We start from the raw sequence: 22,595 nt of genomic DNA, 5'->3' as shown, positions 1-22,595 counted from the left end.
CTAATTAATTAAATCTTTTTGGACAACTTCAAGAGCTTGATAAAGATTAGTTATCGACCCAAGGTATCTATCACTATAAAAAGGTTCGCTAACTACAGGTGAGCTACAGCTACCATCTCGCTTTAACCATATTGCCTTAGATCCAGCGTTAATAGCTCCTAAAATATCAGAGTGTAATGAATCGCCAACAACAAGCGTTTCTGAAAGACTTATACCAACAGATTCAATTGCCTTAAAAAATGTAATGCTTGGCTTTATTGAACCAATGTCAAATGAAAAGAATACGTGATCAAATTGAAACTGAGAAAAGAATACCTCTTGCACCACAGGAAGACAAAAGTTCCATAAATTTGAAACAAGACTAACCGTTAAACCAATTTCTCTTGCAGTTTTCAAAACAGGTAGAGTATCTTGAAATAGCTTGAATCCTTTTCTTTCACTCTCAATCAAATCTCTAAACTTTCCTTCATGCTTATAGCAGTACGGAACTTCTAGCAAATCACATATTTCCGCAAATGGTCTTGAAGATATAAACTCTCTAGTTTGAATTAAAGCTTGAATATCGGCGATTTCTAATGATGAGGAAAACCTCAATATATCTATCAAATCTATTAAAGGGTCTCTCTCCAGAGAGTAAGCAGTAGTATTCCATAGATCAAAAGCTAAATGATAAATCCTGGCTTTATTACTATCATTTTTCATATCTTTTACCATTTATGTAGAGTACATCAGCATTCAGTTTATTAAAAGCATGTTTAGCATCTTCCGGTGTATCTACTATAGGTTCACCCACACTATTAAAAGATGTGTTCATCAAAATAGGTGTACCTGTAACTTCACCAATTGTTTTCAAAACATTGTAAAGAGGGGAATTTACTTCTTTAGCTAGAGTCTGGAGACGACTGGTATTGTCTACATGAACAATTGCTGGAGCAACTTTCCATAATGTATCTTTTACTTTTGGAGCTATTACCATGTAAGGTGAACAGTGGTCAAAATCAAAAAACTTTTTTACATCGGATTCAGTGACAATTGGTGCAACAGGACGATAAAACTCACGTTTCTTTACTTGTTCATTAATTTTTCGCCTCATACTAACTGAATCAGGCAAGCCAAGAATACTTCGGTGTCCAAGTGCGCGTGCCCCTATTTCACTACAACCCTGATACCAACACACAATTTTGTGATTTAGTAAGTCATCAACTAGCTGTCCTGGTGCTTCTTCTAATTCTCCAAAACCCCGACCCAAGTATGGATAGTTACACTTTAAATTTGGATGGTGATATAGAAGCGCCCCAAGTGATTGTCCACTGTCATTGCATACGGGTGGCACATATAGTTGGCGAAAAAGCCCGCTAGTCAGAATTTTTGAGTTTAGAGATACATTAAGAGCGCATCCTCCGGTCAAAATTATATTTTCTGATAAATAAGAGTATTCACTCAGCTTTCTTATCCATTCATCTTCCCAGAATTTTTGAGCAGTATAAGCTAGATTTATTCTTCTCCAATCGAATGCATAATTGGTGTAATCTTCTGAAATTGAAAATATTTTTCTCAGAGTATCGCACCCATTGTAGTAAAGCTGATTCAGTAAAGATAGGTTAGATAAAATTAGCTCATATAACTCTGAAGACCATTTACCAAACGCTGCTAACCCCATTGTCTTTCCAGGGTATTCCATATGAGCTTTTGAAAAGCTTGGATCAATAACTAATTGAGTAATCGTGCCATAAAACCTTCCATTTAAAACGGAATTACTTAGATTTTCAAGAAGATTTACCTTATTCCCTTCTTTTATATAGATTGCACTTACTACATCTTCTGACCCCCCGTCAGCGCAGACAATTAGCGATTTATCGAAGTTTGATGGAAATCCGCAGCCAATATGATTAAGATGATGTGAAGTCATAATTGGCTCAAAAATTTTCCCATTAATTTCAATCTGTCTTTCTGTAAAAAATAAATTATTCCATTTTGCTAAGTAAACTTCGGTTATATCTTTTATATCTAAATTCAAATAATTGAGTCCCAGGCTAATTAAATCAAGCATTTGCTTGAGGTCAGCTTGCATTCTTTTCTTCCTAAAAACTCTCTCAGCCTGCAAATGCAAAAGTATAGATTCATCGTTAGCAATAGTTATGCATGAGTCGTGGTATCCAAAATATATAGAGAGCAAGTATTCTGACATATTTTAATCCCCCGCAAATTTATAACAACTCCAACAGTTAATCTTGAATTTCACTAAGCAAAGGAATTTTAAAAAATTTAGCAGAGTCTTTATAAGCCAGCCTGAAAAACAGCAAAAATGTCCCGTAACAACCACCGATCATTTGCCAAAACACGTATAAAAAAGGGAAGTTATATTGCCCCATAACGTAACTGTAAATTCTATAAAATTGATATCCACCTAAAGCCCACCAGATACCTCTATAGTCTCTATATCGCCAGAAAAAGTAGGCTTGAATTGCTGTATCTCCAACACCATATATAAATAATTTCTTTTGCAGCTCACTTTCAGTTGTCGGATGATGATGTAACACTATAGCTTCAGAATCATAAAAAAGGTCATAACCAGCTTTGATAATTCGATATCCCATCTCCAAAGAGCCGCCATGAGGAATTGGCGCACCTGGATCGAAAAGAGGGATAAACAAACCAACTTTACGAAAAACCGATCTAGGTATCATCGAGTTAGCCCCAACACATATCCTAGCCAGCGGTAAAGGTCTCCACCTGTAATTATTCACAACTTCCTTGTTTGACCAGTAAACAGAAGTCTGTCCTTTACTTAATCCCCCTCCCTTTTCCCAAATTTCCTGAGCGCGGCTTGCCGTTTCTAAGGCTTTAACGTTTCCAGAAACATAACCGAGATTAGAATGTTCTGAAAAATGTTTAGCCATTCGATACAACCAATCTTCACTGATGACAACAACATCATCATCAACGAAAGCCAATAATTCACCAGAGGCTTTTCTGATTCCGTAGTTTAGTGCATTTCTTTGACCTGGCTCCGCAACATATAGATATTTGACCGAGTTATAGCAAGAGCATAAGTCTCTAGCCGTTGATTTATCTGACGCATTATCAACGACTAAGACTTCAACATCATCTCTCATCAACCATTTATGTTCTCTCAAACTATCCAATAAATTTTGTAACATCTCTACTCGTTTTCTAGTTGGTATAATCAGGCTAATTTTCGCTTGTTCGGTATATATTTTATTCATTATTTTATTTTGCAAAAAACTCGGATAGCCTGCTACATTGGCGTGACAGCCACACTCCATTATCGCGATTTTCAAAGTAACTTGTTACAATTTCCAAGTAGTCTGCATAGCAAACTACCTTTGAATCAAATAGCCAAGCAATCAAGCATAAATCATCGTATATCTGTCTATTACCAAATACAGCTTTGGTTCCCAAAAACGTATCTTTAAACAAGCATCTAACATCTGCTCTACTTAGGAAAATCCTTGATGCCCAAGGTTTTTCTAAATTAAAGCTAATGCCGTTATCATCGTTTTTCTGCCAGTACCATAAATTGTTTTCTCCTAAAAAGTTACACCATAGCCATGCGAGTATAACTTCACATAGCATAGGTTCTCCTTTTTGTAGCAAATGAGTTTCCTCGTGAGTTTGCTGCAAGAAAACGTATAATGCAATTATTCCTTCACGTCCATGCTTATTTAAAACAAATTCCTGTTGCCTTGGACTTAATCTTTCATAAAAAGATGGACTGCGAATTGCTGGCAATTTGGGAAAGTGAGCCGAGCGTTGAAAAAAATCAATCCAATATGTTCCTGCTGGATTCCGATAGTACATCGGAGGAACATCAACTCCAAATTCTTCTAGGTACTGACGCCATTTGGCTAAAAGTTCATCAATCAATGGCAGTTCAGGAATTCTATCTTTAAGAGAGGGAGGTGGTATATTCAGTGCTGGAACACCTGACAATACCTTTTCGAGACGTGAACTCCATGATTGGCTCTCGGCGATAAGATCGAAGTCTGGAATCCGAACTTCGTAAGAAGATGCTCTATTGGCGGAAAATGATCTGAACAATCTATAGGCGTAACGATCCAGAAAATAATCGGGTAACTGAGCTGGAATTTTGGGATGTAGCTGAGCAGCAGGCATTGCATTCTGGAGCCATTGCTTTCTAGCTTTGGTACGCCATAGCTCCAGATTGGACGTAAATAATGGCGGTAAATCCATACTCCAGTCTATTGAGCTAGTTGAATGAAGACATATGATACTCGACTAAGAGTTGCTAAAAGTGATGTCTTTCACCCCTTAGTGGGCTATAGTAATCGCTTAAACCATTAAAGGAAAAGCTTTTTCAGGAATTTAGTACATTTGTGGGACTTGACTGTTTCCTCCATCCCAGGAAGGGTAGAGTTGCGCGAGCGCAACCGTTGACAAAAGCTTATACCGTCGAGCTTGGGCAGCGTCACATCCAGCACGAAAGCCATACTCCAACATCTGAACCAGTCCTACAAAGAAGACATACAGGCGCTGTATGAGCCTTTCTATCACAGCAAAAATGTTAGAAGGACTGTTAGCTGTCTTCTACAGTATCCTGACTGCCCCGGTTAATCGCCTCTAACAAAAACAACCCAATCTGCTTATTCAGTCCCGTGTTAGTCTGTGGACAACCATGTTGATGCAAACACTTAGGACAACCCGCCTCACAATCACACGCGATCGCTAAAGTGTAAGCCTTCTGAGAAAACTTGCTAAATTGATGGAAAATCGCTTCACTCGCACCATTTCCCCCCTCACAAGCATCATAAAAGTAACCAACAGTTTCATCTCCCTGCTCTTTAACTACAACGTAGTTCAAATCAGAGCTAGAGCTAAGAACAACCAAAGGCACAGTAAAAATAATCTGATGCCCCATACTGTGCAGAGCAATAAACTCTGGCGAACTTTCCCACAGGGATGCATACAGGGGAGGAATGACATCAGCAGCAGAACGCACCTGCTCTTTAAGCTGTCGAACTCTTTCAATCATGGCAACGACGGCTGCCGAATTCGCTTCTACCTTAACAATTGGGGCTTGATACTGAATCTGCAATGGCTCTTCAAATTCAACCTCATCAATCACCGTAACTAACTCCATTGACTTGAGCCGCTGTCCACAGACACTACAAGATTTACCAGAAAGCGGTTGATGGTACTGGCGACAAGAGCGATTCACACAAGTCGGTGCGTACTGCTTAACGCAGAGTTTATAGCCCGTCACCGAGGAAGTAATCTTTCCCCAACCTAAAGTCAGGGATAATTGCCCCTGAGCAATTGAGAGGTTGAGAGTTTTGGGTTCTGCTAACAGGTCGAGCAACTGAATATCTAAATCAGTCTGTGCAATAGTAAACGCATTGCTCTCCGGGTCAATAGGGATTAGACTTGCTCGTAACCCTTCAACGTCCAGGTTTTTCGACTGGAACTTACAAATCTCACCATCCACTGACTGCGCCGTGTAAATGGCACCTGCATACACCTCTCGCTGTGCCATGTCCAAACTCATTTCTTCAAACTCCTCTCCCGTGCTGCTATCAATCAATTGGATGGTTTGGGTGCGGCTACCACGTAAACTAATCTGTTTGTGAGGATATCCCCTTCCCCACAACTGCCCGTGACGACTCACACAAAGCTGCCCTTGCTCAATCAGCGCATCAGCAATAACTCCCGCACGCTCTCCAAAATACTCACTCAGTCGGTGCAACGGCACACCGCTCTCAACACAGCACGCCATCAGATGCTTGCCTAGCAGCACCGGATAATCGGGGTTCATGGAAACGGTTTCTGCCTCTCCATGCAGCAAAATTTGGGGATTGTTGCTGTAATAGTTGTCAAGGGGGCTTTGAGCAACGGGCAGAAAAATCGCTAACCCCGGACTGCGCCGCCCTGCTCGACCAATGCGTTGGCGAAAGCTCATGAGGCTTCCCGGCCATCCCCGGATAAGGCAGCAGTCGAGTTCCGGCAAATCCAGCCCTGCCTCCAACGCCGAGGTTGACAGGATGAAGCGAACTTGACCCCGTTGTAGTTGACGAATGATATCTTGACGGCGATCGCTTTTCAAGCTTCCATAAAACACAGCCACAGAATCAGACAGATACCCGCAGCCTTGCCGAATCGCTTCCTGTTTAATCAGTGAGAGCAAGCTTTTGACAGCACTACGGCTGTTACAGAAGCAGATGCCCGATAAGTCCTTATCCAGTAACGAAAGGATAATTTTAGCCGCATCAGGGTTAGCGCTATTACTAGGCTTGAGATGCAGTAACGTTCGTCCCGCACTCGCCGCCCCGCTCTTATCAATCAGCACCAAGCGCTCTGGCGTCGCTTCTCGTCCGCTCAAGCGCAATGCCATCTCGTTTGGATTCCCAATCGTGGCACTAGCAAACACCCACTGCAACAGAGAACTATCCCCAGATACGCGGTCTACAGCCACTCGCAAGCGCCGGAAGAGATTGGTTACTCCAGCACCAAAAGCACCCAGGTAGGTATGGGACTCATCCACGACAACATAACGCAGGCGTCGCAAAAACTCCCGGAACGGCTCTCCATCAGCCATCCGCACGCTGTAAAGCTGATAGTGCAACAGGTCGGGACTAAGCCCCAAGATTTGTGGAGGGGTGTCACTAAATAGCTGCTTCCGTTCACTAATCGGGGTGTCTCCAGTAATCAGTCCAATCTTCAGCCGCTTCTCAGGAGGTAGAGCGGCGTTAAGAGTTGCCAACTTTTCCATCTGGTCAACAGCCAAAGCCTTGAGGGGGTATAACATTAAGACACAGATGTTTGGGTTGTTGAGACAGGATTCCAGAATTGGGATACTAAACGAAAGCGTCTTCCCCGAACTCGTGGCAGTAACCAGACAGATGTCTTTGCCAGAGCGCAGTGCCATCAATGCCTCAAGTTGATGGGAATAAATCTGCTGGATGCCGGAGTGTTGTAAGGCATTCAACAAAGCATCTGGCAGGTCTGTTGGCAGAGGGTGTAGTTCTCCTTTAGCTGGGGGCATCACATCAACAGCGACTAAGCTATCTGCTACCTCAGTGGCAAACTTCCGAAAGGTTGGCACGCCCATCTGCTCAATCTCTGGAATTGGTTCAGGTGCCGGAGCATCGGAGGCTTTAATTAAGTGCTTTTGCTCTACGGCTAGCGGCCAATTTGGGAGGAAAATGGGTTGTGAGGACTTCTCAAACTGGATAATCAGTCGCCTTCCCAAACAGCCAACGACTTCCCCAAAACCGCGCTCCAAAGAGTACACCGATTGCCCAACGGCTAACCATTCAGGAAGCGTTGGGATTTCTCCTAAAGTTGCTTGCAGCAGTGCGGTGTAGTCAGGCTGGTGGCTGGATGTATTGTTAGGTATGTTGTCGGATTGTGTCATTAGTAGTTTCCTAGCTTGCCACCCAACGCGAATAGCGATTTTGTCTTTCTACTCAACTGAGATGAGAGCAAAAAAAAGCCCAAGCTAGCGCCCAGGCTTATACAGTGAGGAGTTAGGGAGTAGTGACAGTTCTAGCAACCTGTCAGAGAAACTCTTGGAGCCGTTCTACCAGCATCTAGACACAATAATCCCCCTTGTCTCCCTTGTCTTCCTTGTCTCTCTTGTCCCTTTCATCAGCAATAATTCTTTCTCCGACAGACTGCTAGTAGTGCAAGTTTTCTAAGGCTTCCTCCTCTGATTCCTCTGTTTCCGTCACAACTTGTGCTTCCACCTCAACAGTATTCGGCGATGCGGCTTTAGAATTGGTGTGACCGTTCGCCCCTGGTGGTAGAAGTGGCAGGCGTTCTCGCAGAGCACAGTCCACACTGAATTTGTCTTCTCCCAGCTTCTCGATGCGGCTGACAATCAGTGTCAGAGGTTTTTCCCAGTTAGGACGCCACCCGGATTCCAGCAGAATGTTCACATTCCCCCGTCCCCAAACGGCACGACCATCAGATAGATGTAACTTGTAGCTGATGCCATAATCTCCCTCTGATTCGGAGATACCCGCAACCTGATACTCCCCTACTCCCAACTCCTGCATTTTGAGAGCGACAGTGGGAGGATAGGACAGCAGGGGGCGGATGGGTTCTTCGTTAATCAGAACCGCTTCCACATCCGCCGTCGTCAGTCCGAGTTCCTTAGTGGCAAGCTGAACGCCAACTTTGAAGACGTTCCGCTCTGGCGAGACTAAGGAACAAGTGGCTTTGGGATAAGGTTTGCCGTCTTTATCCTTTTCTTCAGTCACAGAGACTTTGCCTTTAAGCTTGCCAATTGTGAACAATGCCCCCTTTTGTTGCATGGGCAAAATGTTATCACCGACTTTGAGAATAATGTTCTCTCCATCCTGAAAAATAGCGGGTCCGTACACCGTTTGGCTAACACCATTAGCTGCCTTGACTAAGAGGATTCTGTTGGGGTTAAAGTCGGGTTTAGAGGTTGCACCAAGTTGGTCTAAAAACATCAGCAAGGGTTCGGCTTCCCCAGGTGGCAACAAATTAATTCCGATGTCGTTCCACGTTTCTGTTAAGTCTTCTCGCAGGATAACTGAGGGAAAAGTAGCCACCGTAAATTCAATGGTTTGTGGCATAATCAAGTGTGTTTGAATGTGAATTGATTTCACCCTTGCTTTCTTGGCAATAAAATTAAAGTTTTATTGCTTTTTTATACCAATTAGCAAGAGTATTGGTTGGGATGCGTGACGTTTTATTTCACCCAAGCCTGAAGTCAGATTTGACGTAGGCTAGGAAGAAATAGCTTTTTCGAGTTGATGAGATTCTGACTCGCTAGTGTTAACCTCATGACCGTTGTTTTGTGAGTTGTTAGGAATTGAGGGTTCCAAGCTCTGGAGAGTTTCTTGAAGTTGTGAGATTTGAGAGCTGCAATGACGAACTTGAAGCTGCCTGAGTTTAGTGAGTAGTTCTTCAAGTTGGGGGATTTGAGCTGGAGTGAATTCAATATTGAGGTGGTGATTGTTTATCCCTCCACTGAGGTGAAGGCAGGTGTGCGTTTCGTTTTCCCAAATGTACAGACTACTGTTTGGGTTAAGAGTGATAGTGGTTCGATGTTGAATTTGCATAGATGAGTTGATTAGCCTGTTGATTCACCCAGAAGCAAAGCATTAAATTTATTAACTTCGCCACCTATCAAAAAGGAAAAGTGGCTCAATTCATTGACTAAGCCACTGATTACTGTGAGGAAGTAAAGGTTCTAGGCTCAATATTCAGAAGTGAACATAATCGTCATGACTCTTAGAGTTTTTTGAACATCAGCTGGGTCATCAGAACCAATATTTTGTTGCCAGCGCTGACGCTCTAAATAGTCGATTTTCCAGAAAAATGCAGAGTCAAATAGCTCAATCCTCCCCATATCGTTTTCAAGATATGGATTATTCTCTGAGTTGAAATCGCTGAACTCTTTGACAGCTTTTAGAAGTTGCTGAAGTTGAGCGCTAGAGAGAGTTTGCACTCCAGTCGTCAGAATTACCCTCCCCAAGTTTGGGTCAAAGTCGGAGCGAAATTGGTCGTTAAGAGCGCGGATTTTTTCGGTTTGGTTATTGGTAGTAGTCATGCTTTTTGTGGGGATGATTTTTTACCTTTGGTGTCCTTCTTATCAGGAGTTGGTTTCGAGCCATTGGAGGTGGATTGGGGAATCACGGCTTCGATAACGGAGTCGTTGCCGTTGTTCTCTGGTGTATTTTCTGGAGCATCAGGAGAACCGTTAGCCGTTATCACCTCTGCCTCCTCTGCCTGGGTTTCTTCAGTCAGTTCAACGACAGCGATTGAAGCTGATTCAGATGATGGGGTAGGTTCTGTGGTAGTCGCGATGGTATTGTTCTCAAGATTTGACTCCGAGTTAGGTTCTGCATCAGATTCCGTTGGAGAAGATTCACTTACACGCAATAACTGTTCGAGAGGAGCGATAGCGAAGCGCTGCTGCAAAGCGCAGATCGCTTTTTGCAGAGATTCGGCTTCCACAGCAGGCAGTAAAGAGACAACAGCAAGAGAGGCTGAAGTGAGCTCTTGCGAGAGGATACTGAGCGTCTGGTACTGCTCATCCAAGTGAGCTATTTGCCCTACAAATTGCTCAACAGCTTGGGTTAGTTCTTCCTTCTCCCGTTTAGTTTCAGCTACCCAGCCCTTGGCACAGCCGATGCACTTGACTTCCCAGTGAATGCCCTGGCAGTCTTCTCTGTGTTTGTAATTATTGGGGATGGGCAGAGTGTGCTGCTTCATCGCTTGAATATGTCGCAGCAATTCAGTAATTTTGCTGCCTATTCCCTTGAGTTCTGTTGTCAGTAATTCGTGAGTCATGGTGGCTCCTTAAACTTAAAATTGCACCCAACCCCCAAAGAGGGCTGGGCATCATTTGTCATGAGTATTGAGCTGGGAAAGTAGAAATCAGGAATTAAGAACGTTTTGCCCTTGAAGTGGAGCCAGTAGTAGCACTGAAGCGAACATGAGTGCCAACGGTAATCTGTGCTACATCTGACACATCTTCTCCCGCTTTCCAATCTTCAAGAATGGCTTGGGTATTGGCGCTGAACTTGACCGCTAAATACTCGGCGGGAAAATCATCAGAGTTCGGGTTCTTGAGAATTGTAACTTTAGGAGGGTTATTGCGGAACTCAATCTTTCGGTGCTTGCCTAGAAGTTTAGCATTGAGAATCTTGGTTTGATGTAGAAAAACTAGATGGCGTTTGAACGCCTCAAACTTGTTTTTCTTAATCTCGATAATGCGCTCGTGCAAAGCGCATAGCTGCTTCAGACGAAACTCGTCGGTTGCAATGTCAGTTTTGTACAGCTCTGCCACATAAGCTATTGCATCGACTTTATCTTCAATTGCTCCTTGCAACTCGAATAGACGGTTAATAATTTGACTAACTTGTTCTTCCAGTGCTTGTGCAGCTACTGGATTTTGGGAGTCAGTTTCTTCTTCTATTTCAACGGCATTCAGTTGCTCCCAAAGTTCGGCGGCGGTGGTAGAGAGGAGGGCTAAACTCATCTGATTGATGTCAGCTAAGGGTGAGTGTGTGTTGCTATTTTTTGTCGTAGTCATGGTGAAGGAATGCGAGTGAGTGTCAGTTGATAACGAATTCCTACAGCCCTACAGAGCAGGGTGTCAGGGCTGTGGAGTCGGTGAGAAGGGTGTGATGGAGTCGCTGTGCTATTTTGGCGAGACAGCAGTTCTTACACGACGCCCAACAACAAGAGCGTTTTCAGGCAGTTCTTCAACACTGGGTGCTTCATCTGGCAAGTTTTCTGGTTGCTTTGAAGGCTCTGGAGTGGCTGCGGGCGTTTGGGAATTCGGGGGGACAAAATCGGACTCGCTCAACGCTTGCTCATGGTTTAGTTCCGAACCTTCAGTCTTGATGATGTCTGCACCTAACTCTCGCGCCAGGTTTTGCAGTAAAGACTGCTTTTGCTCAGGAGTCAGAGAGGGGATGTTGCGCTCGAGTTCTTGTCCTTTCACCAAGAGCCAAGCTTCGAGTGCTTGAATCGGTGTCGCTTCCATCAAAGCGGCGCGTGCAGCTCTGACGAGCTTGTCACGAGCAATGCGGATTTTGTCTTCAAGGGAATTGGTTCTTGTTTTAGCCATAATTCAGATGTCTTTTCTGTTGGAGAGTTGAGCTTTCACCCCAAGCAGAAGCGCTATGAACTTGGGGATTAAATAATCTCTCGAAATGAGGTAGCTGAAAAAGGCTTACCAAGGGTTTTCGTGGTAGTAGTATTTGAGGTCTTCGGCACGTTGGTAGGCAATTTCTAGGTTTTCTGACTCTGCCAAGTCCAGAGCATCAGGCTTATTCGGCTCAAGTTCCGACTGCGGCACAAAGCCTTCCAAGTGATGATTTAGGTTTTGATTAGGAGAAACTTGGCAGTCTAGCTGGCTTATTCTTTCAGCCAGAGTTTGAGTGAGTTGAAGCAGTTGGCTGACTTGCTGTTCCAGCGCTTGAATGCGATGCTTGAGGTCACTAAGGGTGGTGGAGGTGGAAGTAGGAAAAGATGTCATGGGGTGGATTTGTTGCGTTTTCACCCCTCACTGAAAGTAAATTTTTAACGAATTATGACTTGCCTATTGACAGAAATATAATTGTAGGTTTTGATTTTTTTTGAAAAACTGGCTCTTTTGAACACAAATCTGGGGCGCTCCTACCTTACAAGAAGAGATCGCCATTCCCGGTCAAGTTCTCAAGAGTAAATACTCCCTTGCCCAATATAAAGCGGTAGAAATTCTCGAACCGTTCTCTACCGGATAGCTAGGCAGGACGCAGTTCTGCAACAGCTAACACGCTCACAAGGTTTGCCGTACCAACAGTATCCGAAATTAAGTTCTGCAATGCTCTACTGAAGTTAGGTTACAGCTTGCCGAAATAGGAATTACTCAATAATTTAAACATATTGATTTGGCGTAAGTAAAGCCTTTGTAACCAAGCACCTAAGTTATGACTCACAAGCTATCAGGCTATATATGTTAAGTTATGGTAAAAAATATTCTCTTATAGGGAGGCTAGTTTCAGTTAAAGCGAATAACAGTTGACCTCTAAAGTAGAATATTTGTATTACAAAAAGACTCAACTCTGCTATTTAGCTTTACCAAAATTTAACTGGCTTTTCAATGAGTTACATCCTTATATTAAAGCCTTTTTCGGTTATGCAGGACAATAAAGTTATTTCACTACCACCTCTTACCTTTCCGCCAGCCTGGGCGGTAGAGTTGCCACTTATGAACGAAGATATTCGTCAACTACAAATCAAGGTGCAGCAAGCACTTGAGGATTTGTCACAAGTAGCGGCAATAGTAGATGGCAAACGCTATATAAACTCAGTTCTTCTAGCTGGAAAAAATAAAGAACCGAAGCTGCTTGAAGAGGTACAAAATGAACTTAGAAACATGAAATGCTCAACTGATCAAACTAAATGGCTAGATCAAGCACGAACTTTAGCTGATAATGCATACGCAAGTTTTGATGAATGTTTTCGAGTTACCACTCATTTTGTAAATCTATTACCTAATGTAAAAGAAGCTGAGTTCCGGCGACATATTATTAATATTCAAAAATGCCAAGAGACTGCCAAACACAAGTGTGAATATCTTAATAATCATCTGAAGCAATTGCTCAACTCATCAGATGCGCTAGAAAAACAGACTGAAAACAACCTGATAGACATAAGAAGTTACCAACCTGATATACAGGAAAATTCAAGCTTACTAAAAGAATCTCCCAGCTTAGCTAAGGTAGATATTTTTTCCCTCTATAAAGCAGGAGTGAAAAAACTGATAGATGAGTTAGGAAATGATCATTCTCGTCTTGTTGATGTGCTGACCTATGAAGCGCGACTGCTCGAAAATATTGATGAAAAAGAAAAAAATGGGGATTATGAAGGACTTCGGGCTAACCGTTATGAGATTCTTAGAGGACTGAATAGGGTAGCCTTGGAGGAGTTAGGAAAATCCTTTAACGAATTGTGTGGTATTTGAGTGGACTCGCTATAGGCTAAGAATTATTTCTGTTTCTCAAGATTAATACTTCTTTTATATCTATCTAAGTAATTGATGAGGCCATAGATGGCCGAGAATGCCCCTTTCCCAGACCTTGCTGTAAAACTACGTAAAGTAATTCAAGTTAGCGGAAGGGCAGCCGAAAATCAGTTAAGGAGTATACTACAATCGTTGGAAGCAATCGCAGATAAACTAGAAAGCTGGGCTAAGCCGACAGGCGTAATAGGCAACTCTGTAACACGACCAAATCTTCAAACGGTTAAAGAAGTCTCTGAGGCTATCGATGAGTTACTTGAACTGTTTATTAAATTAGAAAAATGGTTGGAAAAACGTGACCTTGAGCAACCATACTGGTCTAAGCTATTAGAGGAAATACCTAATACTAGAAGGCAACATTTAACAATTAATCTAAGAAATAAACTTGGCACTTACTATCGGTGGCGGAATGATATTCAGAATAGTAGAAATAAACGTATTCCACGAAAGGAAGAGCTTACCTATGAGGAAGATCGGCTTGAGGTTGCAAGTAAGATTATGGACTTGTCGGAAAACCTAAGAAATGTAGTAGAAAAGGTCAGTGAAACCTTAGAATTCTAGAGAATTAAAGCGTAGAAAATTAAAGTTTATAATTACTGAATCTCAAAAATAAACATCCTTAAATCTATCCCTCTTGTGTCACTTTGGGAAAATTAGACGAATTTATGTTGTTACAGACCACGAAAAATCAAGGTTTCACCCCAGTTTGACACAAGAGGGCTATAGTGAGTCTAAATGATTTGTGAAACTTGGTTGAAGGCAAGAAGCCAGGCATCATCAATCTCCAAGCCAGCAATGAAAAGTCTTTGAGCTAATTTTAAGCATTAGGGAATATGACAATGCTATTTCACGACTTATTTAGACTGACTATAATATTAAAATTTATTACTATTAAGTGCATAAATATCATTCGCTTTATTTTAAACCAGGCAATCCCCAGTCACGTACTACTTTGGTGACAGACTCACGAGTAGCTTCAGCGCCAAAGCCCCAAGCCAGCAGAGTAAAGTAGTCGCTCCATGGGTTTGCACCAAAAGTGGGTTGGGAGACATAGAGTTGATTAAAACCTGCTCCAGCCAGAAATACAACTGCAACTAAATAACTAGCCCAATTAAACAACCGCAAACGAGTGCGTTCGCCTGGATATAAGTTTTTGGAAAACTTCTTTTTGAAAAGTTCCTCCTCAGACATGTTGCCAACTGGCGGTGTGGGAGGTGCTTGTGAAATCGGGGTACTTCCTTCTCTGGTAGCAATCTCCGGTTTGACTAATTCTCTGTGCTTATCAATAGCTACCTTCACTCTGTCTTCTAAGTCTTTATAGGCATTTTCATCAGTGGGATAGAGAGCATTCATCTCTCGCTCCAATCTTTGCGCTTCACGTTGACAAGTCTCAATGTTACTCTCGTGGTTCTTCTGGTTATCTGACAGCTCTTCCGGCTCATCAGGTAGCTGATTGCACAGATCCTTGAGTTCTCCTATATCGTGTTGGAGTTCAAGATAGTGATTGATCTGTTTTCTTAGGCTTTCCAGTTCGTCACGAAATAAAGCAGGATTGTCCTGACTAGGAGAATCTTTCACAGCTCTTTCAAGGTTAAGGCTAACGGTTTGAGTGTAATTTGATGACTTAGGCATACTTTCTAGTGAGTGCTGAAGTTCATCAACACCACGGCTTAGTAGCTCAAGCCATTCAGAACGATACTTGCGCCATTTGAGCCAAACATTCTCTTGCTGTTCTACAGCTTGCCGTGCTTTGTCCCACTGTTCAGCTTGAAGAGCTGCCTCCACATCCACCAATCCTTCTTCTATCCTTTTGCGGAATGGCTGCTTCGGCTGCTCCTTAAGAACTTCATCAGTTCGTATTTGAGTGCGAAGTTGACTCACACGCACCAAAACCTCATCTCTAGGTCTACCCTGGCTACGATAGGACGAGAGGAGCATACCTAATAAGATTCCAAGCACCAGCACAGCTAATGGTCTTTGCCAAGAATCCTTCATCCTTAAGCTTATCGGTATAATCAACTCGTCATCCTGATACCTAACTAGCAATTTGCCGTTAAACTCCCCACTGGGTATAGAGCTTAGATCAAATTTAATTGGAATCGTGAGCAAGCTATTGGCTTTGATTGGAACTGTTGGCTGGACAGGTTTAATTGCTGTAGCAGGAACAATCTCTACACCATCAGTGCGGTAGAGGTCAAGTGGAGTGACTTGTAAACTTGTAATTGGGTCAGTAGTACGCAGGAATATCGTCAATGTTCTAGTTGTGTCGCTTGCGCGTGTCACAGTAAGTTGAGTTGGCTCGCTCGTTACTTTAGCTTGAGCGTTAATGGGAGCGGTTAACAAGAGTCCCCATGTCGCTGCAAATAGCACAATATAACCAAGTTTCAAATCCTTCATTAATGTTCTTACTCTTTATGTTCTACCCAGCAACACAGCTAATTACTTATAAAACGTTGCTGCCTCGTTGCTGAAGAGAGTTGATACAAAATGAAACAATCAGTCAACAATTTGATTTGACAATTTGGTGTACTCTGCCAGGATCATATCTCCCAACCCTTCAGTGTTGGCAGTTGATTCTTGAAGAGGCTTTTTGTTGCGGATGCTCCAGTCGCGCAGGGAAGCCAGCACATAATTTTCCAGATCTTTCGCTGTGACATATTTATTGCCGTGGCGGTCTGCTTTACCCTCCAGTCCCTCTAGCAGGAAGTGAGTAAACACCCCATGTCCCAATTCCTTCCACTCTTGAGCGACCTGTCGTGCAGTACTGGCAGCAATCAGCACGAATCCCTCGGCTAACTCGTGAACATTGTGAACGAACTCAGGATCAGGCAGGTTGCGACCCACTTCACTGCCTACATGACAGGCATCCAGGGTCAACACCAGCCGCCGTACTTTATTGCACACCTTCCTGATGTCTGATACTGGCAATGCAGTCCTCTCGTATAAGTCTGGATGAGTGTCATAGGCAATCAGAACTGGTTTTTCCTGTACCCGTTTGCCATGACAGGAGAAATGCACCCACAAAAGGTCGTCTAATTCTGTGGCTTGGCTAAGTCGAGATAGTTGCGTCACAATGTTAGTACTAAGTGGGAATAACGAGTCTGTCGTCCGTAGCTTACTGTGCATACAGACAACCTCGTATCCTAATTTTGTCAGTGTTGGCTCTAATGCTTGTACGTCACTGACACAATGTTTGAGAGGTTTAAATTCTTGTTCTCGATATTTATCAATGCCTACCAAGAGCGCCCAGCGCTTACGGATGGGTCCAGGAGGAGGCAGGGATGAACTAGGCTTTGACTCCTGCCCCCGGACTTGAGTGAGTGAAGTGGGACTCTCTGAGCGGCGCGCCCAATGGCACAGATCGTTGAAGCTTCTGTTGTCTAAGTACTCCCCATAAGTCCGAGCCAGTTGATTAAGGGAAGACATAATCTTGTTTCGGTCGGCTTGTGTGCTAGGTGACATGCCATAACGCTCCGCTTCCTTTAAGTTTTCCAGAAGCCTACCCTCATAGAGATCAAATTCCTCTATTGCTTCTGGAGGCAACAGCTCTTTGAGTCTTTGTAAACCGAGTCTATAGTCCATGATCACTTCCTTTTAAGGTTGTTTTCTGAATATAACCTGGTAGACTTGACAACACCGTTGGCTTACTGAGTGTAGTGCAGACTTGTCAGCAGTAGAGACACTCGTGAAGGCTTTTTTCCAATCAGCCTTGAGCGCTCTCATAGCGTTGGGGCTGATTTAATGTACTCATAGAGAGCAGTTAATTACATTAATTGCAAAAGCGCTATAATTTGCTATTTTTAGACTTAATTAACTCCTTTTATCCTTCCAATTCAAACAAGGAAAGTTGATGTTTCAATGGCTGTGTAGACTTTGCAGCTTGTGGGGCTTCAGTCGAGTCGGCTTGGCTTTGTTGTGAGCGGGGGCGCTTACCAACTCCTCGTGCTGCTGCCTGCTTAATCACCCGCTTCCTGATGTCTAGCGCCAGTTCGTTATAGTCATACTTTACCTGCTCGTAAGTAATTGGATGAGCGATATTCATTAATTCCCAAAAGCTTTGTTCTGGCGGCAGTTTTTTGTGTTTAGTTAGCACCTCATTGCCCACGTACATATAAACTTGGTACCATCGGTGACTCATGGGCGCTATCATTGTTGCGGGATAGAGGCAAGCCAACATTTCCTCAGCCGTCGCCAACTCTCCAACTTCGCCAGCTTCCGCTTCGGCAGCGATCGCCTCAAAACGTGCCACAGGAATTGCCTCAAGCAGCCAAGAGGGGATAGTGTCTTGCCAACCCCCGCCACTGACAACGATGGGACCAGCCAGATACCGGACGTGAGGTAGACGAAACTCTGCCAATTCCAAGAGCAAAGCGACAAACTCCTTGTCCGTCCCCAGCCCGAGCAAGCCTTTAAGTGCTGCAATTGAGCCAGGGGAGATAGAGTTAGGTTGAGGTGCGAGGACGCTATCTTTTAAATCGAAAAGAGTTGAGGATTGAGGTGGCAGCTTTTTCTGGGTCATGAGCTGTGATGTGCAATGACTTCACCCAGAGTCAAGCTTTATTTATTATAGTACAAAAGTACTATTAGAAGAGCGGGAGGCAGCTATGGAAATCTCTCGAAATGCTTGTGTCAACAACACAGGCTATAGGTACGAACTAAATCTCAATGCTGTTAAAGAGCCAGATCTAAAGACGGTGGAAGCCTTAATTGAGGCAGCACAAAACCTAAGCCAAGTTCATCTGTGCGACCTCTGGATTGCCTTCCCAGAATATCTGAACCCGGATGCTGCTCAGAAGCTGGCTGAATTTGTCAGTGGAAATCCTGCAAATATGCGCGTTTGGATGTCATTTGATGAGAGTCCCCTACCAGACTATCCCTTACATCCCAGCCTGCAAGCACTGTCCTCGATCAGCCGCAGTAAGCGTACCCGCACTTTGAAGGAAGACTACCTGCTCAAACAACGCAAGATTAAACAACTGAGGGCTGAAGCCAGCAAAATTCATCACTCCATTCCGGGCTTTCGGGCAAATGACTACAGCTATCACCGCTCGCCCCTTCCTGCCGATATGCCTGTTGGAGACTGCACCCCTCAAGAGCTATGGGTCGCCTTGATGCTAAACAGTGCGTTCAATCAGTTCGACCCCTACCAAGTTGTCAGCGATCTCTACGCTAACCAAGAACTGTGGCGTGGCTTTGCGATGTTGCCTGATATTGAGGTAATGACAAGCCAAGAGTATCCTGACCTCTGGCGGAAAGGATATCTGAGATTTTTGCCCTCTCTAGGATACCGTCATCACTGCGATACGCTCTATATCCTAGCTACAGAAGACGAACACGTTTTCCGGTTAGTTGATTTTGGCAAAGAATGGAAAGCAGATGACGTGCAAGTTTATACCGGAGAGGAAGCTGAGCGACTGGTGGGTGGATTGGGAGACACGCTGCCTGTTGTGCGGTACTGGTGGGATTAAATTTACCAGTTGCCCTTACATATCCAGAAGAGACTTTTCGATGAACTCAATAACCTTGCCTGCAACATCCACCCCAGTTGCAGACTCAATTCCCTCCAACCCAGGAGAAGAGTTCACTTCCATCACACAAGCTCCATGATGAGAACGTAGCAAATCCACACCAGCAACGGATAGTCCCATTGCCTTAGCTGCGCGTATCGCCGTCGATCGCTCTTCTGGCGTAAGCTTGATAGCAGCAGGCTGACCCCCACGATGCAAATTGCTTCTAAATTCCCCCGGTGCGCCCTGGCGCTTCATCGCTGCCACAACCTTATTGCCGACAACTAGACAGCGAATATCCATGCCTTTAGCTTCTGTGATGTATTCCTGAACAAGAATTGGCACCTTGGCTCCCTTAAATGCTTCAATCGCCGACTTAGCGCTTTGATGAGACTCGGCAAGCATGACACCGATGCCTTGAGTGCCTTCCAGCAACTTAATGACCAAAGGTGCACCACCAACCATCTTGATGAGATTATCAATATCTTTGGGCGAATGAGCAAAACTGGTCACTGGCAGTCCGATACCCTTGTGGGCAAGAATCTGCAAACATCTGAGCTTATCCCGGCTTTTCGAGATGGCGATGCTACTGTTCACCACGCAGACATCCATCATCTCGAACTGCCTGACGACAGCCGTACCGTAGTCCGTGTGAGAAGCACCGATGCGAGGGATGACGGCATCAAAACGCTCCAGTGGCTCTCCAGAGTACATGACGCTGGGACTGTGGGAGGCGATACTCATGCAGCAACGCAGGTAATCTACGACTCGCACCGTATGTCCGCGTTGTTCTCCAGCTTCAACTAAGCGACGGGTAGAGTAAAGAGAAGCTTTTCTTGACAAAATAGCAATTTTCATTGGCGTACCCCAAGGAGAAAAAATAGACAGGTTGCGTTCATTTTTGATGTCGTGCAAGTTTTTCTTCACCCCAAAGCTTTGCCAACAAATAAGTTTTACAACTTATGCCGAATCGAGATACGATCGAGGAACTGAACGAGGACTCCCGAGGGGCTGAAGAGTCAAGTTATCACCTACACAGAAAATCATGAGGAACGCTCGCGATGGTTCAATTAGCACCTCAACTTCTGACTGTCGATGAATTCATTAACCGCTACGGCGATGACGAGCGCTATGAGCTCATCGATGGGGAATTAATCGATATGGAACCAACTGGACCCCACGAGCAAGTAGTTGCCTTTATTGGACGAAAACTCAATGTGGAGATTGACCGTCAGGAAACGGCTTACTTTATTCCCCATCGATGCCTTATTAAACTACTAGGAACAGAGACAGCTTTTCGTCCTGATGCGATCGTGTTAGACCAACCTCGACTGGTCAATGAACCCTTATGGCAACAAGAACCTGTAATTACATTAGGAGCCTCAATCAAGCTGGTGGTTGAAGTTGTCAGTTCAAACTGGCAGAACGATTATGCTCGTAAGGTTGAGGATTATGCAATTTTAGGTGTTCCTGAGTATTGGATTGTAGACTATCTGGGTGTTGGTGGAAGAGAGTATATTGGCAAACCCAAACAACCGACAATCACAATTTGTACCTTGATTGAAGACGAATATCAAAAGCGATTATTTCGGAATGATGAGCTGCTCGTTTCCTCAATCTTTTCCGAGTTACGACTAACAGCAAAACAAATCTTTGCCGCCGCACATATGGCGAGTAGTTAGGTGTTTAGAGGATAATTAAGACCTGTCCCAGCCAGCCAACAATTTGAGCGATTGATGTTTTGGTGCGTTCGTTATAACCTTTCTCTAAGTCCTGAATGACGACTTCGAGTGCTGAAACTGTTCGTTGCAGAGTTTGAATAGATGTTGAAACGGCTTGAGGAGAGGGGGGAGTGCTTATAGGCATCGCCATCGCTAACTTGCCAATGATTTGAGCCATCAGTTTTTTGGCATGGAGGGGAGAACCTCTATCTAAGTTTTCGATTACCTGATGGATACGTGTGTGTTCTACACGTAGCAGCTTAATAGCACGCTCAATTGATTTTGGGTTGGGTTGAGTAATTGGAGGAGTATTCATCAAGTATGCAGTTACCAATTTTCCACCCCAGCTCTTGAGAGCGTGACTTCCCAAACCAGTCTCGATTGACAGTGAGAAGTTAAATAGTGGTGAGTTTGGTCAAACTGTTGAAGGAGATGGGAATTGTGCGTTTTTTGCCAGTAATAATGTTGCAAATATCCACATAACCAAAGTTGAGTGTCAACGGATAGGGTGGAGTCAATAACTCTTGCTAATTCGAGAGCCGAACGCAGAGAGAGAGGCAGTCTAGTTAAGGCTTGTAATAGTGCATCGGGAATACTCCTTAGTTGCTCAAAAAAGGCGATCGCTTTCCCCGGACTGCCTTGAGCCATCATCAACAATTCGGAGTGAGGCAGAATCTCTTCATGTCCCAATGCCAACAGCACTTTCTTCAGGTCTGAAGGACTGAGGCGATAGAAGGGGATAAGCGAACAGCGAGAGACAATTGTCGGCAACAGGGATTCAATCCCCTGAGCAATCAAGATGAAAATTCCATGTTCCCCTGGCTCTTCCAACGTCTTGAGCAGTGCATTAGCCGCCGCCTCATTCATTGTCTCTGCCTGTTCTACAATTACTACCTGCTTCGTTGCTTCTAGAGGAGGGCGGGAGAGAAATTCAGTAATGGCTCGAACTTGCTCAATCCGAATTAAGGGCGCAGTTTTTCGCTCCAGTCCTCGCTCGATCGCTTGGTTTTTTGTCAGGAGTTCTCCCTCATGAATGTAAGTGGGTTGAATCACAAGCAAATCGGGGTGATTGCCTGTTGCCAAGCGATGAGTGATGAGAGAACTTTTGGAGTCAGAGACGTTAGCGCCAAACAGTAAGGAGGTGAAATAGCGAGCGGCACTGCTGCGTCCTACCCCTTCTGGTCCCGCGAATAGATAGGCGCTTGGGAGGCGTTCGAGAGCGATCGCTCTTGTTAACAGTTCTAACGCCAGCTCTTGTCCAATTAAAGGGTAGGGTTGAGGAGGACTTGTTAATAAGGGCATAATTTTCAGGGCAATACTGAAGGTTAACGGTGTGCGTATTAGCTGAGATAGGGAGGTGGGAAGATAGGGAGAGCGTAGAGCCAAATTCATCCATCCCCCCATTCCAGAAAGTTCCACCCCCAACCTCAATCAGGTTGATTTAAAAGGGCAACCCATCGTCTCCGTTACCATTGGTTTTGCTCGGTCTTGGAGAGATGACAATCCGTTCGGCTTTGAGCGTCCAGAACTTCTGCCCTTCCCCGTTTTTGTAAGATTCCATGTGACCGGAAACCATCGCCACCATTCCCTTCAAACTGCCGTGGATTGATTGCAATTCGGCAAGATAAGCGGCTGTGCGACCCCAAGCTTGCACGTTATGAATGTCTGTGTCGTATTCACCTTGAGCATTTTTGTAGGGACGATTTGTGTAAATTGAAAGTGTAGCTTTGCGATTGTTGTTGTAGTCAGCAAATTCGGGTTCGCCACCGATTAGCCCCGAAATTAGGGTGAAAGAACTGGTCATTTTTGCTAGTTTTATTTTCAGTTTTCACCCCATGC

At 44.1% G+C, this 22,595-nt stretch carries 23 protein-coding genes; 4 read left to right on the top strand and 19 right to left on the bottom strand.

Features of this window, described 5'->3' with window-relative positions; translation table 11 throughout:
- The 12 genes from MIC7113_RS34055 to MIC7113_RS31105 form a co-directional block, all read right to left on the bottom strand.
- Complete coding sequence (locus MIC7113_RS34055) at positions 1 to 702, bottom strand: HAD family hydrolase (protein WP_172642300.1); 702 nt, start codon at positions 700 to 702, stop codon at positions 1 to 3.
- Positions 692 to 2,188 carry a carbamoyltransferase C-terminal domain-containing protein gene (locus MIC7113_RS31155; RefSeq protein WP_041781486.1) on the bottom strand — a complete coding sequence of 499 codons (1,497 nt, stop codon included), beginning with the start codon at positions 2,186 to 2,188 and terminating at the stop codon, positions 692 to 694. The genes MIC7113_RS34055 and MIC7113_RS31155 overlap by 11 nt, the downstream gene beginning before the upstream one ends.
- Before the next feature lie 37 nt (positions 2,189 to 2,225).
- On the bottom strand, positions 2,226 to 3,302 hold the full coding sequence (locus tag MIC7113_RS31150; protein WP_155898296.1) for a glycosyltransferase family 2 protein: 1,077 nt from the start codon (positions 3,300 to 3,302) through the stop codon (positions 2,226 to 2,228).
- Positions 3,232 to 4,215, bottom strand: coding sequence for a hypothetical protein (locus tag MIC7113_RS31145; protein WP_015186172.1), 984 nt, complete (start codon positions 4,213 to 4,215; stop codon positions 3,232 to 3,234). The genes MIC7113_RS31150 and MIC7113_RS31145 overlap by 71 nt, the downstream gene beginning before the upstream one ends.
- Before the next feature lie 132 nt (positions 4,216 to 4,347).
- Positions 4,348 to 4,536, bottom strand: a complete 189-nt coding sequence (locus MIC7113_RS38400) for a hypothetical protein (RefSeq protein WP_226883729.1) — start codon at positions 4,534 to 4,536, stop codon at positions 4,348 to 4,350.
- Positions 4,537 to 4,558: 22 nt separating this feature from the next.
- Complete coding sequence (locus tag MIC7113_RS31140; RefSeq protein ID WP_015186171.1) at positions 4,559 to 7,393, bottom strand: DEAD/DEAH box helicase; 2,835 nt, start codon at positions 7,391 to 7,393, stop codon at positions 4,559 to 4,561.
- Between the two features lie 262 nt (positions 7,394 to 7,655).
- Positions 7,656 to 8,582 carry a hypothetical protein gene (locus MIC7113_RS31135; protein ID WP_015186170.1) on the bottom strand — a complete coding sequence of 309 codons (927 nt, stop codon included), beginning with the start codon at positions 8,580 to 8,582 and terminating at the stop codon, positions 7,656 to 7,658.
- Positions 8,583 to 9,208: 626 nt separating this feature from the next.
- Positions 9,209 to 9,562 carry a DUF3768 domain-containing protein gene (locus MIC7113_RS31125; RefSeq protein WP_015186168.1) on the bottom strand — a complete coding sequence of 118 codons (354 nt, stop codon included), beginning with the start codon at positions 9,560 to 9,562 and terminating at the stop codon, positions 9,209 to 9,211.
- On the bottom strand, positions 9,559 to 10,305 hold the full coding sequence (locus MIC7113_RS31120) for a hypothetical protein (RefSeq protein WP_015186167.1): 747 nt from the start codon (positions 10,303 to 10,305) through the stop codon (positions 9,559 to 9,561). The genes MIC7113_RS31125 and MIC7113_RS31120 overlap by 4 nt, the downstream gene beginning before the upstream one ends.
- A 94-nt stretch (positions 10,306 to 10,399) precedes the next feature.
- Complete coding sequence (locus MIC7113_RS31115; RefSeq protein WP_015186166.1) at positions 10,400 to 11,050, bottom strand: siphovirus Gp157 family protein; 651 nt, start codon at positions 11,048 to 11,050, stop codon at positions 10,400 to 10,402.
- Positions 11,051 to 11,158: 108 nt separating this feature from the next.
- On the bottom strand, positions 11,159 to 11,590 hold the full coding sequence (locus MIC7113_RS34050; RefSeq protein ID WP_015186165.1) for a hypothetical protein: 432 nt from the start codon (positions 11,588 to 11,590) through the stop codon (positions 11,159 to 11,161).
- A 105-nt stretch (positions 11,591 to 11,695) separates the two neighbouring features.
- A complete protein-coding gene (locus MIC7113_RS31105; protein WP_015186164.1) occupies positions 11,696 to 12,001 on the bottom strand; it encodes a hypothetical protein in 306 nt (101 codons plus the stop codon).
- 606 nt (positions 12,002 to 12,607) lie between these two features.
- Here MIC7113_RS31105 and MIC7113_RS31100 point away from each other — a divergent pair.
- Both MIC7113_RS31100 and MIC7113_RS31095 read left to right on the top strand, forming a co-directional pair.
- Positions 12,608 to 13,471: a hypothetical protein gene (locus MIC7113_RS31100; protein WP_172642299.1), complete on the top strand. Its 864-nt coding sequence runs from the start codon at positions 12,608 to 12,610 to the stop codon at positions 13,469 to 13,471.
- An 87-nt stretch (positions 13,472 to 13,558) separates the two neighbouring features.
- Positions 13,559 to 14,089, top strand: coding sequence for a hypothetical protein (locus MIC7113_RS31095; RefSeq protein WP_015186162.1), 531 nt, complete (start codon positions 13,559 to 13,561; stop codon positions 14,087 to 14,089).
- 354 nt (positions 14,090 to 14,443) lie between these two features.
- Here MIC7113_RS31095 and MIC7113_RS31090 read toward each other — a convergent pair whose 3' ends face one another.
- The 3 genes from MIC7113_RS31090 to MIC7113_RS31080 all read right to left on the bottom strand — a co-directional run bounded on the left by MIC7113_RS31090 (position 14,444) and on the right by MIC7113_RS31080 (position 18,047).
- A complete protein-coding gene (locus MIC7113_RS31090) occupies positions 14,444 to 15,925 on the bottom strand; it encodes a hypothetical protein (RefSeq protein WP_015186161.1) in 1,482 nt (493 codons plus the stop codon).
- A 99-nt stretch (positions 15,926 to 16,024) separates the two neighbouring features.
- A complete protein-coding gene (locus tag MIC7113_RS31085) occupies positions 16,025 to 17,110 on the bottom strand; it encodes a caspase family protein (RefSeq protein WP_015186160.1) in 1,086 nt (361 codons plus the stop codon).
- A gap of 238 nt (positions 17,111 to 17,348) precedes the next feature.
- Entirely contained in the window at positions 17,349 to 18,047 is a 699-nt protein-coding gene (locus tag MIC7113_RS31080; protein WP_015186159.1) for a hypothetical protein, read from the bottom strand.
- An 85-nt stretch (positions 18,048 to 18,132) separates the two neighbouring features.
- On the opposite strand from MIC7113_RS31080, the gene MIC7113_RS31075 reads away from it, so the two are divergent.
- Positions 18,133 to 18,996: a hypothetical protein gene (locus tag MIC7113_RS31075; RefSeq protein WP_015186158.1), complete on the top strand. Its 864-nt coding sequence runs from the start codon at positions 18,133 to 18,135 to the stop codon at positions 18,994 to 18,996.
- Positions 18,997 to 19,011: 15 nt separating this feature from the next.
- On the opposite strand, the gene rimK is transcribed toward MIC7113_RS31075, so the two are convergent.
- Positions 19,012 to 19,893 (bottom strand): 30S ribosomal protein S6--L-glutamate ligase, encoded by an 882-nt coding sequence (rimK, locus tag MIC7113_RS31070; protein ID WP_015186157.1) that lies wholly within the window; start codon positions 19,891 to 19,893, stop codon positions 19,012 to 19,014.
- Between the two features lie 203 nt (positions 19,894 to 20,096).
- Between rimK and MIC7113_RS31065 the strand changes: the two genes are divergently transcribed.
- The gene (locus tag MIC7113_RS31065; protein WP_015186156.1) at positions 20,097 to 20,717 is read left to right on the top strand and encodes a Uma2 family endonuclease; all 621 of its coding nucleotides are present in this window, start codon (positions 20,097 to 20,099) and stop codon (positions 20,715 to 20,717) included.
- 4 nt (positions 20,718 to 20,721) lie between these two features.
- On the opposite strand, the gene MIC7113_RS31060 is transcribed toward MIC7113_RS31065, so the two are convergent.
- The 3 genes from MIC7113_RS31060 to MIC7113_RS31050 are packed head-to-tail and all read right to left on the bottom strand — an operon-like array spanning position 20,722 to position 22,560.
- A complete protein-coding gene (locus MIC7113_RS31060) occupies positions 20,722 to 21,072 on the bottom strand; it encodes a hypothetical protein (protein WP_041781484.1) in 351 nt (116 codons plus the stop codon).
- An 11-nt stretch (positions 21,073 to 21,083) separates the two neighbouring features.
- The gene (locus MIC7113_RS31055) at positions 21,084 to 22,148 is read right to left on the bottom strand and encodes a DNA polymerase III subunit delta' (RefSeq protein WP_315889699.1); all 1,065 of its coding nucleotides are present in this window, start codon (positions 22,146 to 22,148) and stop codon (positions 21,084 to 21,086) included.
- A 49-nt stretch (positions 22,149 to 22,197) separates the two neighbouring features.
- Positions 22,198 to 22,560 (bottom strand): single-stranded DNA-binding protein, encoded by a 363-nt coding sequence (locus MIC7113_RS31050; RefSeq protein WP_015186153.1) that lies wholly within the window; start codon positions 22,558 to 22,560, stop codon positions 22,198 to 22,200.
- Positions 22,561 to 22,595 lie beyond the last annotated feature (35 nt).

The sequence above is a fragment of the Allocoleopsis franciscana PCC 7113 genome (assembly GCF_000317515.1).
GTDB lineage: Bacteria > Cyanobacteriota > Cyanobacteriia > Cyanobacteriales > Coleofasciculaceae > Allocoleopsis > Allocoleopsis franciscana.
Note: the sequence above shows the minus strand (reverse complement) of the source record. Positions and strands in the feature narration are given on the sequence as shown.

Bases quoted from the DNA above. Each gene is read 5' to 3' on its own strand.
- MIC7113_RS31140 (WP_015186171.1), bottom strand. From the start codon at position 7,393: ATGACACAATCCGACAACATACCTAACAATACATCCAGCCACCAGCCT.
- MIC7113_RS31080 (WP_015186159.1), bottom strand. From the start codon at position 18,047: ATGACCCAGAAAAAGCTGCCACCTCAATCCTCAACTCTTTTCGATTTA.
- MIC7113_RS31060 (WP_041781484.1), bottom strand. From the start codon at position 21,072: ATGAATACTCCTCCAATTACTCAACCCAACCCAAAATCAATTGAGCGT.
- MIC7113_RS31090 (WP_015186161.1), bottom strand. From the start codon at position 15,925: ATGAAGGATTTGAAACTTGGTTATATTGTGCTATTTGCAGCGACATGG.
- MIC7113_RS31105 (WP_015186164.1), bottom strand. From the start codon at position 12,001: ATGACATCTTTTCCTACTTCCACCTCCACCACCCTTAGTGACCTCAAG.
- MIC7113_RS31115 (WP_015186166.1), bottom strand. From the start codon at position 11,050: ATGACTACGACAAAAAATAGCAACACACACTCACCCTTAGCTGACATC.
- MIC7113_RS31065 (WP_015186156.1), top strand. From the start codon at position 20,097: ATGGTTCAATTAGCACCTCAACTTCTGACTGTCGATGAATTCATTAAC.
- MIC7113_RS31145 (WP_015186172.1), bottom strand. From the start codon at position 4,215: ATGGATTTACCGCCATTATTTACGTCCAATCTGGAGCTATGGCGTACC.
- MIC7113_RS31075 (WP_015186158.1), top strand. From the start codon at position 18,133: ATGGAAATCTCTCGAAATGCTTGTGTCAACAACACAGGCTATAGGTAC.
- MIC7113_RS31155 (WP_041781486.1), bottom strand. From the start codon at position 2,188: ATGTCAGAATACTTGCTCTCTATATATTTTGGATACCACGACTCATGC.
- MIC7113_RS34055 (WP_172642300.1), bottom strand. From the start codon at position 702: ATGAAAAATGATAGTAATAAAGCCAGGATTTATCATTTAGCTTTTGAT.
- MIC7113_RS34050 (WP_015186165.1), bottom strand. From the start codon at position 11,590: ATGGCTAAAACAAGAACCAATTCCCTTGAAGACAAAATCCGCATTGCT.
- MIC7113_RS31125 (WP_015186168.1), bottom strand. From the start codon at position 9,562: ATGACTACTACCAATAACCAAACCGAAAAAATCCGCGCTCTTAACGAC.
- rimK (WP_015186157.1), bottom strand. From the start codon at position 19,893: ATGAAAATTGCTATTTTGTCAAGAAAAGCTTCTCTTTACTCTACCCGT.
- MIC7113_RS31050 (WP_015186153.1), bottom strand. From the start codon at position 22,560: ATGACCAGTTCTTTCACCCTAATTTCGGGGCTAATCGGTGGCGAACCC.
- MIC7113_RS31055 (WP_315889699.1), bottom strand. From the start codon at position 22,148: ATGAATTTGGCTCTACGCTCTCCCTATCTTCCCACCTCCCTATCTCAG.
- MIC7113_RS31135 (WP_015186170.1), bottom strand. From the start codon at position 8,582: ATGCCACAAACCATTGAATTTACGGTGGCTACTTTTCCCTCAGTTATC.
- MIC7113_RS31100 (WP_172642299.1), top strand. From the start codon at position 12,608: ATGAGTTACATCCTTATATTAAAGCCTTTTTCGGTTATGCAGGACAAT.
- MIC7113_RS31095 (WP_015186162.1), top strand. From the start codon at position 13,559: ATGGCCGAGAATGCCCCTTTCCCAGACCTTGCTGTAAAACTACGTAAA.
- MIC7113_RS31120 (WP_015186167.1), bottom strand. From the start codon at position 10,305: ATGACTCACGAATTACTGACAACAGAACTCAAGGGAATAGGCAGCAAA.
- MIC7113_RS31085 (WP_015186160.1), bottom strand. From the start codon at position 17,110: ATGGACTATAGACTCGGTTTACAAAGACTCAAAGAGCTGTTGCCTCCA.